The 16,069-nt window shown below is 55.3% G+C and carries 18 protein-coding genes; 12 read left to right on the forward strand and 6 right to left on the reverse strand.

Annotated features, from left to right (window positions below):
- Positions 1-112: 112 nt before the first annotated feature.
- From GJA01_RS10770 to GJA01_RS10800, 7 genes are all read left to right on the forward strand, one after another.
- Positions 113-1,321, forward strand: a complete 1,209-nt coding sequence (locus GJA01_RS10770) for a molybdopterin molybdotransferase MoeA (RefSeq protein ID WP_062503215.1) — start codon at positions 113-115, stop codon at positions 1,319-1,321.
- The gene (gene moaA, locus GJA01_RS10775; protein WP_082785245.1) at positions 1,311-2,348 is read left to right on the forward strand and encodes a GTP 3',8-cyclase MoaA; all 1,038 of its coding nucleotides are present in this window, start codon (positions 1,311-1,313) and stop codon (positions 2,346-2,348) included. Before GJA01_RS10770 ends, moaA begins: the two co-directional genes overlap by 11 nt.
- Before the next feature lie 18 nt (positions 2,349-2,366).
- Positions 2,367-2,849: a cyclic pyranopterin monophosphate synthase MoaC gene (moaC, locus tag GJA01_RS10780; RefSeq protein WP_061932241.1), complete on the forward strand. Its 483-nt coding sequence runs from the start codon at positions 2,367-2,369 to the stop codon at positions 2,847-2,849.
- Positions 2,846-3,673, forward strand: a complete 828-nt coding sequence (locus GJA01_RS10785; protein ID WP_062503218.1) for an NTP transferase domain-containing protein — start codon at positions 2,846-2,848, stop codon at positions 3,671-3,673. Before moaC ends, GJA01_RS10785 begins: the two co-directional genes overlap by 4 nt.
- Positions 3,670-4,170 carry a molybdenum cofactor biosynthesis protein MoaE gene (locus GJA01_RS10790; protein ID WP_061932246.1) on the forward strand — a complete coding sequence of 167 codons (501 nt, stop codon included), beginning with the start codon at positions 3,670-3,672 and terminating at the stop codon, positions 4,168-4,170. Before GJA01_RS10785 ends, GJA01_RS10790 begins: the two co-directional genes overlap by 4 nt.
- 176 nt (positions 4,171-4,346) lie before the next feature.
- On the forward strand, positions 4,347-4,907 hold the full coding sequence (locus GJA01_RS10795; protein WP_172794454.1) for a hypothetical protein: 561 nt from the start codon (positions 4,347-4,349) through the stop codon (positions 4,905-4,907).
- Positions 4,908-4,923: 16 nt separating this feature from the next.
- Complete coding sequence (locus GJA01_RS10800) at positions 4,924-5,103, forward strand: hypothetical protein (protein WP_062023331.1); 180 nt, start codon at positions 4,924-4,926, stop codon at positions 5,101-5,103.
- A 4-nt stretch (positions 5,104-5,107) separates the two neighbouring features.
- Here the strand turns inward: GJA01_RS10800 and GJA01_RS10805 are convergent, their stop codons facing one another.
- A complete protein-coding gene (locus GJA01_RS10805; RefSeq protein ID WP_023943315.1) occupies positions 5,108-5,314 on the reverse strand; it encodes a TOBE domain-containing protein in 207 nt (68 codons plus the stop codon).
- A gap of 105 nt (positions 5,315-5,419) precedes the next feature.
- A complete protein-coding gene (locus tag GJA01_RS10810; RefSeq protein WP_062503242.1) occupies positions 5,420-6,559 on the reverse strand; it encodes a type III PLP-dependent enzyme in 1,140 nt (379 codons plus the stop codon).
- 380 nt (positions 6,560-6,939) lie between these two features.
- Between GJA01_RS10810 and GJA01_RS10815 the strand changes: the two genes are divergently transcribed.
- Positions 6,940-8,061 (forward strand): YihY/virulence factor BrkB family protein, encoded by a 1,122-nt coding sequence (locus GJA01_RS10815; RefSeq protein ID WP_026017465.1) that lies wholly within the window; start codon positions 6,940-6,942, stop codon positions 8,059-8,061.
- 30 nt (positions 8,062-8,091) lie between these two features.
- Here GJA01_RS10815 and GJA01_RS10820 read toward each other — a convergent pair whose 3' ends face one another.
- On the reverse strand, positions 8,092-8,709 hold the full coding sequence (locus GJA01_RS10820) for a septal ring lytic transglycosylase RlpA family protein (protein ID WP_061932255.1): 618 nt from the start codon (positions 8,707-8,709) through the stop codon (positions 8,092-8,094).
- A 154-nt stretch (positions 8,710-8,863) separates the two neighbouring features.
- On the opposite strand from GJA01_RS10820, the gene aroQ reads away from it, so the two are divergent.
- Genes aroQ through GJA01_RS10840 form a run of 4 tightly spaced genes read left to right on the forward strand, consistent with a single transcriptional unit; the run spans position 8,864 to position 11,700 of the window.
- The gene (aroQ, locus tag GJA01_RS10825; protein WP_023943307.1) at positions 8,864-9,313 is read left to right on the forward strand and encodes a type II 3-dehydroquinate dehydratase; all 450 of its coding nucleotides are present in this window, start codon (positions 8,864-8,866) and stop codon (positions 9,311-9,313) included.
- Positions 9,310-9,765, forward strand: a complete 456-nt coding sequence (locus GJA01_RS10830; protein ID WP_023943305.1) for an acetyl-CoA carboxylase biotin carboxyl carrier protein — start codon at positions 9,310-9,312, stop codon at positions 9,763-9,765. Before aroQ ends, GJA01_RS10830 begins: the two co-directional genes overlap by 4 nt.
- Positions 9,765-11,114, forward strand: a complete 1,350-nt coding sequence (accC, locus tag GJA01_RS10835; protein WP_010502269.1) for an acetyl-CoA carboxylase biotin carboxylase subunit — start codon at positions 9,765-9,767, stop codon at positions 11,112-11,114. The genes GJA01_RS10830 and accC overlap by 1 nt, the downstream gene beginning before the upstream one ends.
- 16 nt (positions 11,115-11,130) lie before the next feature.
- A complete protein-coding gene (locus GJA01_RS10840) occupies positions 11,131-11,700 on the forward strand; it encodes an NIPSNAP family protein (protein WP_062503222.1) in 570 nt (189 codons plus the stop codon).
- 64 nt (positions 11,701-11,764) lie between these two features.
- On the opposite strand, the gene GJA01_RS10845 is transcribed toward GJA01_RS10840, so the two are convergent.
- The 3 genes from GJA01_RS10845 to GJA01_RS10855 form a co-directional block, all read right to left on the reverse strand.
- Positions 11,765-13,960: a peptidase domain-containing ABC transporter gene (locus tag GJA01_RS10845; protein WP_062503224.1), complete on the reverse strand. Its 2,196-nt coding sequence runs from the start codon at positions 13,958-13,960 to the stop codon at positions 11,765-11,767.
- 11 nt (positions 13,961-13,971) lie between these two features.
- Positions 13,972-15,264, reverse strand: a complete 1,293-nt coding sequence (locus tag GJA01_RS10850; protein ID WP_062503226.1) for an HlyD family secretion protein — start codon at positions 15,262-15,264, stop codon at positions 13,972-13,974.
- 140 nt (positions 15,265-15,404) lie between these two features.
- Positions 15,405-15,794, reverse strand: coding sequence for a hypothetical protein (locus GJA01_RS10855; protein WP_062503228.1), 390 nt, complete (start codon positions 15,792-15,794; stop codon positions 15,405-15,407).
- Between the last annotated feature and the right edge of the window lie 275 nt (positions 15,795-16,069).

The following is a 16,069-nucleotide window of genomic DNA, read 5'->3' on the forward strand; positions in this document are numbered from 1 at the left end:
ATCCTTTCCTTTACGAGCGCGAGAGACTAATCCCAAATACGATTATGACATAGCCTGTCATGAACAGGAGTTGATCCGCCCCGTAGTAGGTTTATATCGGCAGGGATAATCATTGGAGCAGAAATTGGTCGAACTCCTGAGTGTCGCACAGGCGGTGGATCTGGTTCTGGGGTATGCAGGTCACTTTGGGACTGAACAGGTTCCTCTGGCTGAGGCCTCAGGGCGTATTCTCCAGCAGACCATCAGTGCGGAGCGTGCCCAACCTCCTTATGATCGTGTCATGATGGATGGCATTGCCTATCGCTATGGAACTGGTTCTGTTCTTGAGTGCCGGGGTGTTCAGCGTGCTGGCGTGCCGGGGCAGGAGCTTGCGGAAGGGGCTGTCTGCCTCGACGTCATGACAGGTGCAGTTTTGCCTCAAGGGGCAGATACTGTTGTTCCGGTTGAGCGTCTGCTTCGGAATGGAAAGCAGGTTCAGTTCGAAGAGGGCTACACTCCCGAGAAGGGCCAGTTTATTCATCGTAAAGGCTCTGACTGTGCGGCGGGGCATGAGCTGCTATCCCGGGGGCTACGGCTGAATGGGCCGGCCTTGGCCGTTCTGGCCGGGAATGGACATGCGACTGTTGAAGTAGCTGCTCGTCCCTCCATCGGAATCATCGCGACGGGCGATGAACTGGTTGACGTCGATGCTTCGGTGCGAGACTGGGAAATCCGGCGTTCGAATGAATACGCTTTGACAGGGGCTCTAGTGTCTCGAGGGTTCACCTGTCTTGAACGATCGGTTGTGCCTGATGATCTTGCCAGGACGATTCTGGCACTGGAAAAACAACTCGCCAGGCACGACGTTCTTGTCCTCAGTGGGGGTGTTTCCATGGGACAGTTCGATCATGTGCCGAAAGCCTTGATGAAACTCGGGGTGGAGCGTGTTTTTCATAAGGTCGCGCAGCGCCCCGGTAAGCCACTCTGGTTCGGTGTTGGCCCTGAAGGTCAACGTGTTTTCGGGCTGCCCGGTAATCCCGTTTCCGCGACATGCTGTGCGACGCGCTATGTCATTCCCATGCTTCTGGCGGGGCAGGGCGTTGTGCGTCCTGAGACATATTCCGTACAACTGGCGGCACAAGCCTCCCGCGTTCCAACGTTGACCCGGTATCTGCCTGTTCGGGTAACGCATGATGAATCCGGGCGCGCGATGGCGATGCCGCATCCGATGTCGACTTCAGGCGATTTCAGTTTTCTGGCTGCAACTGATGGCTTTGTAGAGTTGGCGCCCGGCGAAGGCTTGGCTCCTGCTGGATCCCACGCTGTTTTTCATGGCTGGTAGCACGCCTTTGACATCTGTTCGGGATCGTTTCCAGCGGCCTTTGCATGATCTTCGGATCTCCGTCATGGACCGGTGTAATTTCCGGTGTCCGTACTGCATGCCGGAAGCAACGTATCATGAGCATTTTCGCTTTCTTGAGCCTAAGGAAAGGCTGAGTTTCGACGAAATCGTGCGGGTCGCTCAGGCGGCGGTTTCGTTGGGCGTGACAAAGTTGCGTCTGACGGGTGGTGAGCCGCTGCTGCGTCCTGACCTGCCGTTTCTGGTCCGTCGTCTGGTAGAGATTCCTGGCGTTGAGGATGTGGCTCTGACGACGAATGGCGTTCTTCTGGATCGTCATGCTGCCGCTCTCAAAAATGCAGGGTTAGGGCGGGTTACAGTCAGTCTCGATAGCCTGGATCCTGCAATCTTTTCCCGCATGAGCGGTGGACGCGCGCAGCTTGAGCCGGTGCTGGCTGCGATTGAACAGGCAAATGCACTTTCGTTCCCGGGGGGCGTGAAAGTGAATACTGTTGTGCAACGCGGTATGAACGATACGGGCGTAGAGGATCTTGCTGCCCGATTTCGGCATACTGGCGTTATCGTGCGTTTCATCGAATATATGGACGTTGGAACGCGTAATCATTGGGAACTGAAAGAAGTTGTTCCTTCCCGTGACCTTGTGACGCGATTGAATAAATTGTGGCCCCTGGAGCCGCTGGGCGCCCAGTATCAGGGTGAGGTGGCCCGTCGCTACCGTTATCAGGATGGTGGTGGCGAAATCGGGTTTATTTCATCTGTGACGGCGCCCTTCTGTGGGGACTGTTCCCGTGCCCGTCTGTCTTCGGATGGGAAAATCTATACGTGTCTGTTTGCCTCTGAAGGTACGGATCTGCGCAGTCTTTTGCGGAGCGATGTTAGGGATGAGGCACTCCGGGAGCGGTTGGCGTCCGTGTGGCGGGCGCGGACGGACAGATATAGTGAAGAACGTGTTGCAGGTGAGACCAATTCGGCGTCACGCCGGATCGAGATGAATTATATCGGTGGTTAGATCGGGAGGCCGGGACAGATGAAAACGCTTACCCATGTCAATGAGCGTGGAGAAGATCCGCGGATGGTGGACGTCAGCGGCAAGACCGTGACGGAGCGCACGGCTCATGCGCAGGCGCGTGTTCTGTTTCCGACGGATGTGGCGAAGACCCTGAGCGATGCGGGGTTCATGACAAAGAAGGGCGCTGTTCTGACTGTCGCGCAGATTGCGGGCGTGATGGGCGTGAAGGCGACGTCCCAGTTGATCCCGCTTTGCCACCCGCTGTCTCTCAATGGATGTCGCGTTGAGATTACAATGGAAGGGGACGAAGCCGTGATTGATTGTCGTGTCTCCTGCCAGGGGAAGACCGGCGTGGAGATGGAAGCCCTGACCGGGGCCTCTGTCGCTGCACTGACGATCTATGACATGTGCAAGGCACTTTCGCACGATATGGTCATCCGGGATGTTCGACTGATGGGAAAGGCCGGAGGAAAACGCGATTTCCAGCGGATCGAAGCATGAGACCGCTTTACGGGCTGGTTCTGGCTGGCGGGGTCAGTTCCCGCATGGGGCAGGACAAGGCTGCGCTGACCTATCATGGGGAGCCGCAGCTTCGGTATGCTTTTGAAGTATTATCCCCGATGGTCGAGCGGTGTTTCGTATCGGTTCGGCCTGCACAGAAAAACGAGCCTCTTCGTGCGGGGTTTCCTCAGATCGTTGATGCGGTCGATATAGATGGTCCGGCTGCGGGTCTTCTATCTGCCCATCAGGCCTACCCTGAGGCCGCATGGCTGGTTTTGGCCTGTGACCTGCCCTTACTGGATCGTGTCACGTTGGAGACCCTGATCGGTGCTTGTCAGCATCAGCATACGGCGGTGGCTTATCGCAGTGAGCATGATGGTTTGCCTGAGCCGCTCTGTGCAATCTGGGAGCCTGCGGCTCTGGAGGCTTTGGTGCGGCAGGTGGCGGGCGGTCGGAACTGTCCGCGAAAACTTCTGATCAATAGCGATACCCTGCTTCTGTCTCCGCAGACGCAGGGGGCATTGGATAACATTAACACCCCTGAGGAACGCGAAAGCGTGACCCGACGGTTGGGAGGCCAGATGATCCGCCTCGAAGTGGAATATTTTGCTCAGATGAGAGAGTTAGCGGGGCAGAAGACCGAAACGGTAGAGACCGCTTTTGGGACTGTTGGGCCGCTCTATGAGCAGCTGAAGGAAAAATATGGCTTTCCCTTTGAGGCTTCTCGCCTCCGGGTTGCTCTGAACGGGGATTTTGCATCTTGGACACAACCCTTGATGACCGGAGATCATGTTGTGTTCATTCCCCCGGTGACGGGCGGATGACGCACTTTCTGATGGCGGATGCGCCAGTCGATCTGAATGCGTTGCGGGATGGTTTGCATCTGGCGGAAGCCGGAGGGTTCTGCACGTTTGAGGGATGGGTGCGGAACAGCAATGAGGGCCGCGCTGTGGATGGTCTTGAATATGAGGCTTATGCCGCGCTGGCCGTAAAGGAAGGCGAACGGATCATCGAGGAAGCTTTGGCCCGTTTCGAGATCAGCCACGCTGTGGCGATGCATCGCACGGGAACACTTCGGATCGGGGATGTGGCTGTCTGGATCGGTGTATCTGCGCCGCACCGGGATGCGGCTTTCCGGGCCTGTCGGTACATTATTGATGAGATCAAGCATCGCGTTCCGGTTTGGAAGAAAGAGCATTACCTTGATGGTGATGCCGAATGGGTTGCCTGCCATCACTGTCAGACGGCTCCTCGGGCCAGTGATGAATCGCATGATCATGGACATCATCACGATCACGGTTCCTGCGGTCATCAGCATTGAGTGTTTGCCCGATGACAATTTCTCAAACGTCATCGGGCACTGTTGTGCTCTTTCTTCGGAGATGAATGTGCGCCCTCTCTACTGAGGAATGGGCAGGACAGATTGTATTTTTAGATTGATATTGCAAATCATTCTCAACTAATGTGTCTCCGGTTCTGCTGATTCGGAGATTGATCATGACACGGACACCACTTTTCCTGTCTGACCTGTGCTGCTGCGAGCGCTTGGCGCTTTGGAGTATCCGGTGTCTGGTCAGTCGTTATCGACTGCCTTACTGCCATGAGACGCGCACGACGGATGGCATGTTCCCAGCGTCATTTCGGCCTGTGCTGGATGCGGCAGAGCGGGCGTTTGAGGATGCCAGTCAGCATCTGAAAGCGATGGGCGTACCACCTCTCGATATCAATCCGCCAGGATCGCAGGGCTTGAGCGCTATGGAAGAGCGTTTTCTTCAAGGCATTCAGACTGTTCAGAACGAAGGGCAGAAAGAAGTTTTTGCTCTTTTGGCTGATCTGTTTCCCGAACGCCTCATGCAGGGCTACGTCGTGACAGCCCTTGCGCTGATTTCGGATTGTATGGCTGGGATTGGCCACTGGCTTCCACGGCATGAACGGAAAACGGCTGGGGCAGGCGCATTGTCGTCTCTGGCCCGCTGGAAGAAGATTCATCCCGCAGACATGCGCGTTCTCTGGCCGCGTGATGTGCCTCCGTCATGGGCGGGAAGAACGCTGCATTAAACTGGCAGGTGTGAAGATGAGAAACACTTCTTACACACGCGGAGAGCTTGAAACAGCAGCGGTTTCGCTTTTGCTTCTCAGTCTTGGGATTCTGAGTTTCAGTTGGATTGCATGGATAGGTTTTGACCTGACCCTGGAAGAAATTCTGAATGCTTTCTGGGGACAGGGGCAGGTCTGGTCGATGTTCAGGGAGTAGGGGATCAGTCTACCCCGACCATCACGCTGGAGGCCTTGATCACGGCATAGGCATCTTTACCAACGGCAAGACCAAGTTCATCAACGGCTTCGTTTGTGATGGCGCTTGTAATGATCGTGCCATTCACGTCGATCGTGATGTGAGAGGTGGTTGCACCTTTCACAATACTGGTGATGCGGCCTTTGAGCTGATTACGTGCACTGAGTTTCATGGGTCTGTCCTTGCTGATGGGGTTTCCTCAAGGTGGATAACGATCCAGTCAGGCACAAGATTGGCCCGAGAGTTGGCAAAGCCAGGTCTCTCGGTGCGGAATCTTTCAGATGTAATGTTCACTCAGTGGTGGAAAGCCGTTGAACCCAACGGAGCAATAAGTCGAGACATAGGCTCCCGTTGCCAGAATCTCGATCCGGTCACCCGACTTCAGACTGTTGGGCAGTGGAATGCGGTTCTTCTCATAAAGAATATCCACACCATCGCAGCTTGGTCCGGCTACGACGCAAGGGGAGCGCGAACTGTCCGTTTCGTCATGGGGGGTGCGGAACGTGTAGCGAATGGCTTCGCCTTCTGTTTCTGCAAGTCCACCAAAACGACCAATATCCAGATAGACCCAGCGTGGATCTTTCTCGGCACCACCGCGGCGGCTGACGAGAATGACTTCGCTGGAGACCACGCCAGCCTGACCTACCATATAACGGCCTGGCTCAAGCAGAACCTCTGGCTCTCCATCCGGAAAGTGTTCGGCGAGTGCACCGCGGATAGCCGTACCGAACTCCTGCACGGACGGAATGTTTTCCCGATAATGCGTTGGGAAGCCACCGCCCAGATTGATCATCTGAAGATCGAGACCCTCCGCGCGCAGCTCATGATAAAGTGCTGCGGCTTTGGCGATGGCGTGCTGATAGGCTGCGATGCCCGTCTGCTGGCTGCCGACATGAAAGGATAGGCCGTAAGGGTGCAGGCCAAGCTTTTTCGCGCGTCGCATGAGATCGCCAGCATGGGCGATTGTCGTGCCGAATTTACGTGAGAGAGGCCAGTCAGCACCTTCGTTTTCAACGGCCAGACGGCAGAAGACACGGGCTCCGGGCGCATTAGCGGCGATTTTCTCAAGCTCTTCCATGCTGTCCAGCACGAAGAGATCAATGCCCATCGCACGGGCCTCGCGGATCGCACTGACCTTCTTCAGCGTATTGCCGTAGGAAATGCGGTCCGCCGTTGCGCCTGCATCGAGGCACATACGGATCTCTTCTAGGGAGGCGGCGTCGAAAGAGGAACCAAGTGCGACCAAGCGCTTCAGAATATCCGGGGCCGGATTGGCCTTGATGGCGTAATAGATCTTGCCCGACGGCAGCGCGTCATGAAGAGCACGATAGTTGTTTTCTACAACATCGAGATCAACGACGAGGCAAGGAGTTGCCGGCTGCTGCTCGGCAAGAAAACGGGTGATTTTGGGAGTCATGACACTCATTCCCAGAACCGGACTCGTCAGGGAAGAATGACACCCTGCGAGTGTGTTGCGAAACGGTCGAACGGACCAGCGAATAGCGGGGACCCAAACAAGCGGGACCCGGAAGGCCAGAACGCTTGACGTCGTTGCGTAACCTCGAGAGGGCCAGTGGCACGTGCGTTGCTGCGTGACGGGGCGTATGAGACCAAAGCCTTATCGTTGCAAGGGGTATTTTTGCATTATCTGCATTTAGGAAATAATGATGGCTGCGAAATCAGGGCAAATTCGGAACGTAGAAGGCTATTTCTGCGTATGAGCAGGGCTGATCTTTAAGTTTGAAGAGCAGCTCACTTTACAGTCTGCCCATAACAGGAACTGCCGAGGACCCCTGCGTGAGCCTATTCCCCGATTCTGCATCATCTTCGGAACCTGACCGGAAAACAATCCAGAACGATATGGAGCGTGTCAGACAACTGACGCCGGAGCCGGATGAGGAGGATATTCGTCAGGCTCGCAAACTTGGGCCAGATGCGCCGGGAACCGGAGCTGCGTCTCCTCTCGCTATGCCAAAAGCGGGCTGGAAGATTGTCTTTCGCCAGGTCTTTTCTGAAGTGGGGTCTTCCCAGACCTCCCTGTCAGCAGCAGGCTGCGCTTTTTACGCGACGTTGTCGCTTTTCCCGGCCATCTCCAGTCTGATTTCGCTTTATGGGTTGGCGTTTGACCTTCAGACTGTTGAGCCACAGCTTGAAGTGTTGCGTCATCTGCTGCCACCAACGGCTTATTCGTTGATTGGGAACCGCATTCATGAACTGGTTTCTCAGCCGCATACCTCTCTGACGATAGGACTGATTTTTTCCCTGTCTGTGGCGCTCTGGTCTGCGTCGGCCAGTACAAAGTCGATTCTGTCTGCTCTGAACATGGCTTATAATGCGACCGAGACCCGGAGTTTCCTGCGCTTTCAGGCAACAGCACTGGCGACGACATTCATGGCTGTGTTTGGCGCAGCGCTTACACTGGCTCTGATGGTTGCGGCTCCTGCGCTTGTTGATTATCTGCCGCGCATTTTGGGTTTCCGGAAACCACCACCACCCTTTGACCTGCTGGTTTCCTATGGGGCACCGCTGGTGGTGCATACGCTCGCGCCGCTTCTGATGTTGCTGTTCGTGTTTGTGGCTGTGACGATGCTCTACCGTTTTGCACCGTGTCGTGATGCTGTGAAATGGCGTTGGATCGTGCCCGGTTCTGCGATTGCGACAGTCCTGTGGGTTCTGCTATCCCTCGGATTTTCTTGGTATGTCGCACATTTTGCGAGTTATGGCGCAACGTACGGACCCTTGGGTGCCGTCGCCGCCATCATGATGTGGTTTTTCGTGAGTGCGTATGTTGTGCTGTTCGGTGCGGAACTGAATGCCGGGCTTGAAGAGCGTGCTCGGGGGGCACACCCGCGAATTGCCGGGCTACCCCAGCCTGACCCACTGGTCGCTGAGGCTGTTACCGCAGAACATTCACCCTGATCGTTTCAGGGTGAATATTTCTCTCCTCGCTTAAGGTTGGCGAGAAGCTTTTCCTGAAGATGTCTGACCCGAAGCAGCCTGAATGGCTTCTTCGCTGGTGTCATGCGATTCGGCTTCGGCCACTTCGCTTGCGGCATCCGTTGCAGGCTGGTTGGCAACCTGAGCAATCGTCACATGCGCGGTGCCGCTGTGCAGCATACCGATCCGTTCGGCTGCAGCATGGGACAGATCAATGATTCGGCTGTTGAAAGGCCCGCGATCGTTGACTGTAACAATCACTGAGCGGCCTGTATCCTGAGATGTGACAAGAAGCTTCGTGCCAATCGGCAGCGAGGGATGGGCTGCCGTCATGTCATTGGTATTGAAAACCGCACCACTGCTGGTGCGGTGCCCATGGAAATGGCGTCCATACCAGCTTGCAACACCATGCTGTGTCCAGGAGGCAGCTTTGTGCGCCCTGTTTGCCAGCGCAGTCCGAACCGAATCTGCCCAGCTTGTTCTGACTGTTCCTGCTGAACCATCCGGAGACTCGTCAGCCGCATGGGCGATCGAGGCGCCGCTCATTCCTGCCAGGGCGACAGCAAATGTCATGCCGCGCAGAGGAACCAGACGTAGGGACGGACGTAGGGCAGACAGGACAAATTGCACTAGACTGGTATCTTCTCCAGTTGACGAAAGCGGGCTCGAACCATGCTCGATAGCATAAAACCGAGGCCCTGTCCCCCTTTGAACCCTGCGAAGACGGCAGGAATAGGGCGATGACGCTTTCATGACGGCTCCGAAAGTGCTATCGCGCGGCCAGATGAAACGTCCTCTCATAGCCGTTCTCAACGGCCCGAACCTCAACATGCTGGGTCTTCGCCAGCCTGGAATCTACGGTCACGCTACGCTCGACGATGTTGAGCAGGTGTGCATTCAAGCTGCCGAACGCCTGGATGTTGCCATTGATTTCCGCCAGACGAACGGGGAGGGGGAACTCGTGTCCTGGGTGCAGGAATGTCGCGGCCGTGCTGATGGAATCGTGATTAATCCTGCTGCCTATGGGCATACCTCGATTGCTCTGCTTGATGCGCTTCTTGCCGTCGAGCTGCCAATCGTTGAAGTTCACATCTCGAATATTCACCGCAGGGAGCCATTCCGGCATCATACCTACGTCTCGCAGGCCGCCATCGGTGTGATCTGCGGCCTCGGCGTCAGGGGATACGCGCATGCGCTTCAGGCAATAACCGACATGATCGAAGACGAAGGATGAGCCGTATGCTCGTGGACAAGGATGCCATTCGGGCATTGGCCGATATTCTGACGGAAACCGGCCTGACCGAAATCGAGATCTCTGAAGCGGATAGCCGCATCCGCGTGGCGCGCAATGTCAACGTGGTTCAGGCTGCTGCTCCGGCTGTGGCTGCCGCGGCTCCTGCTGTCGCTGCGGCAGCTCCCGTTGCTGCTGCTCCGGCTGATCTGGCCAAGCATCCGGGTGTTGTCCCCAGCCCGATGGTGGGCGTGGCTTACCTGACGCCGGACCCCTCTTCCCCGCCGTTTGCGCAGGAAGGCCAGCCGGTCACTGCCGGTCAGACCATCATGCTGATCGAAGCCATGAAGACTTTCAACCAGATCAAGGCTCCCCGCGCTGGCACACTGACGAAGTTCCTCGTCGAGTCCGGCAGCCCGGTTGAGTTCGGTGAGCCGCTGGCGATTATTGAGTAATGTTTTCCAAAATCCTCATTGCCAATCGTGGTGAGATCGCGCTGCGTATCCAGCGCGCCTGCCGAGAGATGGGCATCAAAACCGTAGCGGTTCATTCCACGGCCGACGCCGACGCCATGCATGTGCGTCTGGCGGATGAAGCTGTCTGCATTGGGCCGCCAAGCTCCCGTGATTCCTACCTCAATGTTGCTGCCATTCTTTCGGCGGCTACGATCACGGGTGCGGAAGCCATTCATCCGGGCTACGGCTTCCTGTCCGAGAATGCCGAGTTTGCCGAAACGGTTGAAGAGCATGGTCTGGCCTTTATCGGCCCGACGGCGCAGCACATTCGGATGATGGGTGACAAGATCACGGCCAAGACGACCATGCGTGAGCTTGGCGTGCCGCTGGTTCCGGGGTCTGATGGTGCTCTGCCGGATCTGCAGTCTGCTCGTGAAGTGGCTGAGCGCGTCGGGTATCCTGTGCTGATCAAGGCCGCTGCTGGCGGTGGTGGTCGTGGCATGAAGGTGGCCAAGACGGCGGACGAGATCGAGGAAGCCTGGACCGTTGCCCGGACTGAAGCGCGTGCGGCGTTCGGGAATGACGAAGTCTATCTCGAGAAGTATCTCAACCGTCCGCGTCATATCGAGCTTCAGATCCTTGGCGATGCCCATGGCAACGTGGTCCATTTCGGCGAGCGTGACTGCTCCCTGCAGCGTCGTCACCAGAAGCTGCTCGAAGAAGCTGGCTCTCCGGCTCTGACGGATGCCGAGCGTGAAGAAATCGGCCGCACCTCGACCGAGGCTCTGGCACGCATGGGCTACCGGAATGCTGGTACTCTTGAGTTCCTGTATCAGGACGGCCAGTTCTGCTTCATCGAGATGAATACCCGCCTTCAGGTGGAACATCCGGTGACGGAAATGGTGTGCAGCGTCGATCTGGTCCGTGAGCAGATCCGGATCGCGGCTGGCGAGAAGCTTGGCTACACGCAGAAGGACATCAAGATGTCCGGCCATGCTATCGAGTGCCGTATAAACGCCGAGAACCCGGAAACCTTTGCGCCCAGCCCTGGCACGGTCAATGTCTTCCATGCTCCGGGTGGTTTGGGTGTACGAATGGACAGCGCTCTTTACGCTGGCTACCGCATCCCGCCGTATTACGACAGCATGATTGCCAAGCTGATCGTTCATGCCCCGACCCGTCAGGAAGCCATCGCCCGCATGCAGCGCGCGCTGGACGAATGTGTGGTTGACGGTGTGCAGACGGTGATCCCGCTGCATCGCAAGATCCTGGCTGATCCGTCTTTCCAGAAGGGTGACTACACCATTCACTGGCTGGAAAATTTCGTCGCTGAGCAGACGAAGTCCTGATCTGGAGACCATGGCGATGAGTTGCGCAGAAACTGTCTTTCTGGATGTTCAGGTCGGACACGTCCCGCAGGTTGTTTCTGCGCTCTCTGGTCTTGAAGAGACCGGAGCGTGGGTGACGGAGATCGGTCGGCTTAACCGGATCACACTGTTCCGGACGGCTGGAACCTATGCTGAACTTCTGGAAGGACGCCCGGAGTTACTGGCGTCTCTTCCGCATGAGCATCTGGTTCGGGTTGAAGTGACGTCCTGGCGCGTGATTACACCTGTCGCCGAGCCGGGAACTTATGGTGCTGTCTATGAATGGCGCTGCTATGAAGCTACACCTGATGGTATGGCAGATCTGGAAGAGCGTTTTCTGGCTGCCGTCCCCGAACGGACCGAGCTTTCGTCGTTGACGTGCACGTTGGTCTCGCTTGAAGGGGCCCCGCGTTTTGCCCATTTGTGGCCTTATGCCGATCTGAACCAGCGTGCTGAAGTTCGCGCGGCTGCAGTTGCAAAAGGGACGTGGCCGCCCAAGGTTGCGCCTTTTCTGACGCAGATGGACAATGAAATTCTTGTCCCGCTTCCAGGATCGGCTTGGCGTTAAGGTTCACGCTGATTTAGGGAAAAACCGGGTCGCAGGAATGCGGGCCGGTTTTTTTTATGCTTCACTAAGTTGCGGGCTGTGTCCATTGAGCATACTGGCCTAGCCCGACAAATTTGGACGTTGCAGATTGTGCGTCACTCACGGGACTATGGCTTTCCCGTTCGATCTTCAGACCCTCTGCTGTGAGGCAGAACACAATATCTGCGTGGGCGATGGTTGCGGGGCGATGTGCAACCATAATCCGTGTCGTGTTGAGCTGTCGCAGTGCCTTGGCTACTTTTGCTTCGGTGGCTTCGTCCAGATGGCTGGTTGCTTCGTCAAGGAAAAGGATCTGTGGTGCGCGATAAAGTGCGCGAGCGAGAAGGACACGCTGCTTCTGACCACCAGAGAGGCTGGATCCCATATCGCCTACAAGGGACTCATATCGCATGGGCATGCGCTGGATATCCTCATGGATAGCGGCCCGTTTGGCACAGGTTTCGATCAGTGTCTGATCAGGGCTTTCCGAGAACCCGCAGATATTGTCTCCGATTGAGCCGGAAAACAGGCCATCGTCCTGAAGTACGCCGGCAATCTGGGAACGGTAGCCATCCAGTGTGAGATTGCGGATCTCCGAGCCGTCCATGAAGATTTCTCCCTCACTGGGCTCCTGTAAGCCCATGAGAGTTTTCAGAAGCGTCGTCTTGCCGCAGCCGGAAGGCCCCACAATGGCTACGCTCTGTCCGGCAGGAATATCGAAGGACAGGTTTCGGAAAATCCAGGGTCCGTCAGGGCTGTAGCGTACGGAGAGATTGCGGACTGCCAGAGTACCGCGGCCTGTCTCATGAGACGATGGCGAAGGCAGAGGGATGCCTTGAGGTTCGGGATCGCTCATGACGATATCCGAGAGACGATCCGTCTGGATGCTCAGCATCCGGAACTTGAAGCCGGTATTGATAAGGCTGCTGATCCGGCCTGCAAACTGGTCCTTGTAGGACAGGAATGCCACAAGCATACCGACGGACATATGCCCGCGCATGACCATATTGGCTCCGAGAACCAGCATGATCAGGCGGTCCGCACCGAAGATCATATCGGCGAGGCGGCCAAAAATCAGATCGAAGCGCTGTAGCCGTAGATGAATGTTCATCGAATCAATGACGCTGTTTAGCCACGCGGTCTGGCGGCGCTCCCGGAGGTTCAGGAGCTTGACGGTGGCCATGTTGCGCAGCGTTTCGATGAAATGCGTCTGGCTTTTTGCATCCTGTACGACGGCTTCTTCCGATGCGCGGCGATAGGTGCCGTAGGTCGTCAGGCGTAGAAGGATGTCCAGCCCCATGGCGATACAGGCAATGACGCCGAGCCAGCCTCCATAAAGGAACAGCATCACGCCCATCCCGACAGCCATGATACCGTCCAGAATGGTCTGCACGAGATCGGTGGTCAGCGTGTGCTGAATGGCGGATAGCGCCCCGAAACGGGAAATGACGTCTCCGATGTGACGGCGTGCAAAATAGTCCAGTGGCAGGCGTGTCAGATGCTCGAAAAGCGAGCTGTTCCATTTCAGGGAGACGCGACTGCCAAACATGACGACTGCCCAGCTTCGAACGCTGGCTACCAGCATTTGAAGCAGGAGGAGTATGATCATGGCGCAGGCGACGGTCGTAAGAAGATCGTGGTCGCCTGTGACAAGCACTTCATCAATGATGATCTGACTGACCATCGGTGAAAACAGGGCGATAACTTCCAAGCCTAAGGAGAGCGCAAAAAGGTAGGCAAGCGCAGGTTTGAGGCCTGAAACATGGCGGAACATGTCCCTTAGTCGTAGGGTTTTGCGTTCATCTTTTCGCTCAAAACGTTCAGTCGGTGTGACTTCCAGCGCGACACCAGTGAATTCCCGTGACAATTCCTCCGAACCGATTTCGCGCCGACCTATGGCAGGGTCATGAATAATGACTGTTTGTTTTCGCTGCTCGGTTAAAACCACAAAGTGGTTCATGCCCCAGTGCAGGATGCATGGTAATATCAGCTTGTTGAGGTCTTCAATTTCCAGTCTGACAGCGCGGGCGTTGAGGCCTACACGACCTGCAACCCCTACGATTTCCCGCAGCGTGGTTCCTTGAGACGATGTTCCCTGCTGTCGACGGAAAGTAGCAATATCGATGGGGTGACCATGATACCCCATGACCATGGCGAGGCAGGCAAGGCCGCACTCCGCAGCTTCGGACTGAAGAACGACTGGGACATGGCGGCCAAAGCCGAACTGGAGATCACGTAGCATCCGGGTTCCCCTTATCGCGGGCCAATAGTGGTGGTGGTCAGGGTGTTACGGACGCTGATGACAGGATCAAGCAGCCACTGCCAAAGATGCCTGCGGTCTGTCGCAATATCGGCGGAGACCGTCATGCCCGCTTCAAGCGGGTGTCGTATTCCGTAGGTCTCGACATAAGCCTGATCTGGTTGAACCCGGATACGATAAATGTCCTGCGGAGAGCTGTTTTTCTGATCGTTGCCCTGCGCAGAGCGGGGGGTCTGTTGTGCCCCGTTGGTGACGGGGGCATGCGTGATTTCCGCAATATGACCGTGATGAAGACCGAATTTCTGATAAGGAAACGCATCGTAGCGCAGGAGAACGGGTTCGTTTTCTTTAAGAAATCCGATCGAAGCACTGTTGACGTAGAGTTCAATCTGCAGAGCATGATCTGTTGGCAGAAGGGTCACGAGAGGTGTGCCTGCTGCAACCTGTTCTCCAAGATAACCTCGGACACCCGTCAGGATACCGTCTTCCGGAGCAAGAACAATATTACTGCGACGGCCTTCGTTTTCGGCAGTTTGCTGATCGATGGCGGCAATCTGCTTATCCAAGTCATTCAGGTCGTGGGAAAGTTCGCTATCAAACCGGGCAAGCTTGGAGGCGAGGTCTGAAATCTTGCTTTCTGCGTCCGTGCGAGACTGAAGGGCCTGCGCGTGGGAACTGAGAAGCTGCGCATAGGTGTAAAGCTGGCTCTGGAACTGGGTCTCTGTAATCAGATGATTGTTCTGTGCCCCTTGCATTTTCGCGAGCGCTTTTTGCACCAGTGGCAGGACACTTTCGTCATTGGAAAGCTGTGCGGAGATCTGTTCTCTTTGGCGCGTCAGAAACTGGATCTGGTTTAAAAGAGCCTGATGCTCAATTGGAGCGGATTTTTCACGCAGGGTGTGCTGGTTCTCAAGAAGCGTTTTCTGTCGCAGAAGATCTGCCAGAACCTGCTTCTGGGTTGGCCCGGTCAGGGATGTTGTTTCCAGATCCTCTGTGAAGAGCACATCGCCTTTCCGAACGTGTTGTCCTTCTGTCGCGTGGATAGCTGAAATCGTTCCGGGCTGAATGGCGCCAAGTATCAAAAGGCCACTTTTGGGCATGACCTGTCCCGTTGCGTGAACGCGGCGGGTATAGGTATCGAATATGAGCAGGAGTGCTGTTGCAAATGTCAGTGCCACACAACTCCAGGCCACAATCCGCACGGGAAGGGGCTGACTGATCTGGACCCGGCCAAGCCATGCGTCACGACGGGCATCCAGGGCTTCACGGCGGAAAAGAGAACTCATGGGTAACGATATGAACCAGAATAAATGAAAAGAAAGTAAAAGTGCCCAGATAACACTAAAGGCTCTCCGGCATTTAACGGAGAGCCTTTAAGGACAGGAGACTTCGTTCTGCTATGGCGAAGTCCAGGGAAATAGAAAAATCAGTCTACGGAAGGTGGAAATGTAATTTTTGTACCACCATTGGACAGGGAGTTCGAAATTGCACTTACGACGCTTTTGTAAATAGAGAGGCCGTTTGTTGCATTTTGTGCCCCGATCTGGGCGCCCAGCTGGACATAAGACGCAATGTTTTTGATATCTGTCGCGATAACGGACTGGCTTGCTGACTGAGCCAAATCAGCAAAAACGTTATAGACGCCAGCCAGATACCCGCTGTATGCGCCTAATTTTGTTGAATAAAAAGAGGCGTAATTTGAATAGTTGCAACCAAAATTAAGAGAAACAGAGCCTACAAAATTATGATTATATCCAATGCAGCCTCCAGATACCTGATTTAATTCTGAAGAGGAGAGTTCTCTCAGGGATGACATTGATATTAATCCTTAGGATTATTAAGTATTGCGCTGTAAATTTAATATTTACCTAGATCTATTGAGAATTATTGAAAAAATTACTCAATCACTGGAGAATATAAGAACCGACAGCAGTTTTGTGCTGAATTATAGTACTGAAAGAGATTCCCAAAGATAATAAATCGTTAAAATGACAGAAAATGAAAATATTTTTCGAACACAAAGAATCGATATGGAAAAAATTACTCAAAAACCGCATTATTCCGCCAAAAACGAGAATTTTATTAAGGTGG

The organism is Gluconobacter japonicus, assembly GCF_002723975.1.
Classification (GTDB): Bacteria; Pseudomonadota; Alphaproteobacteria; order Acetobacterales; family Acetobacteraceae; genus Gluconobacter; species Gluconobacter japonicus.

Excerpts from the sequence above, each read along its gene's own strand:
- moaA (WP_082785245.1), top strand. The coding sequence starts at position 1,311 with ATGGCTGGTAGCACGCCTTTGACATCTGTTCGGGATCGTTTCCAGCGG.
- moaC (WP_061932241.1), top strand. The coding sequence starts at position 2,367 with ATGAAAACGCTTACCCATGTCAATGAGCGTGGAGAAGATCCGCGGATG.
- GJA01_RS10785 (WP_062503218.1), top strand. The coding sequence starts at position 2,846 with ATGAGACCGCTTTACGGGCTGGTTCTGGCTGGCGGGGTCAGTTCCCGC.
- GJA01_RS10790 (WP_061932246.1), top strand. The coding sequence starts at position 3,670 with ATGACGCACTTTCTGATGGCGGATGCGCCAGTCGATCTGAATGCGTTG.
- GJA01_RS10795 (WP_172794454.1), top strand. The coding sequence starts at position 4,347 with ATGACACGGACACCACTTTTCCTGTCTGACCTGTGCTGCTGCGAGCGC.
- GJA01_RS10800 (WP_062023331.1), top strand. The coding sequence starts at position 4,924 with ATGAGAAACACTTCTTACACACGCGGAGAGCTTGAAACAGCAGCGGTT.
- GJA01_RS10805 (WP_023943315.1), bottom strand. The coding sequence starts at position 5,314 with ATGAAACTCAGTGCACGTAATCAGCTCAAAGGCCGCATCACCAGTATT.
- GJA01_RS10810 (WP_062503242.1), bottom strand. The coding sequence starts at position 6,559 with ATGACTCCCAAAATCACCCGTTTTCTTGCCGAGCAGCAGCCGGCAACT.
- aroQ (WP_023943307.1), top strand. The coding sequence starts at position 8,864 with ATGAAACGTCCTCTCATAGCCGTTCTCAACGGCCCGAACCTCAACATG.
- GJA01_RS10830 (WP_023943305.1), top strand. The coding sequence starts at position 9,310 with ATGAGCCGTATGCTCGTGGACAAGGATGCCATTCGGGCATTGGCCGAT.
- accC (WP_010502269.1), top strand. The coding sequence starts at position 9,765 with ATGTTTTCCAAAATCCTCATTGCCAATCGTGGTGAGATCGCGCTGCGT.
- GJA01_RS10840 (WP_062503222.1), top strand. The coding sequence starts at position 11,131 with ATGAGTTGCGCAGAAACTGTCTTTCTGGATGTTCAGGTCGGACACGTC.
- GJA01_RS10845 (WP_062503224.1), bottom strand. The coding sequence starts at position 13,960 with ATGCTACGTGATCTCCAGTTCGGCTTTGGCCGCCATGTCCCAGTCGTT.
- GJA01_RS10850 (WP_062503226.1), bottom strand. The coding sequence starts at position 15,264 with ATGAGTTCTCTTTTCCGCCGTGAAGCCCTGGATGCCCGTCGTGACGCA.
- GJA01_RS10855 (WP_062503228.1), bottom strand. The coding sequence starts at position 15,794 with ATGTCATCCCTGAGAGAACTCTCCTCTTCAGAATTAAATCAGGTATCT.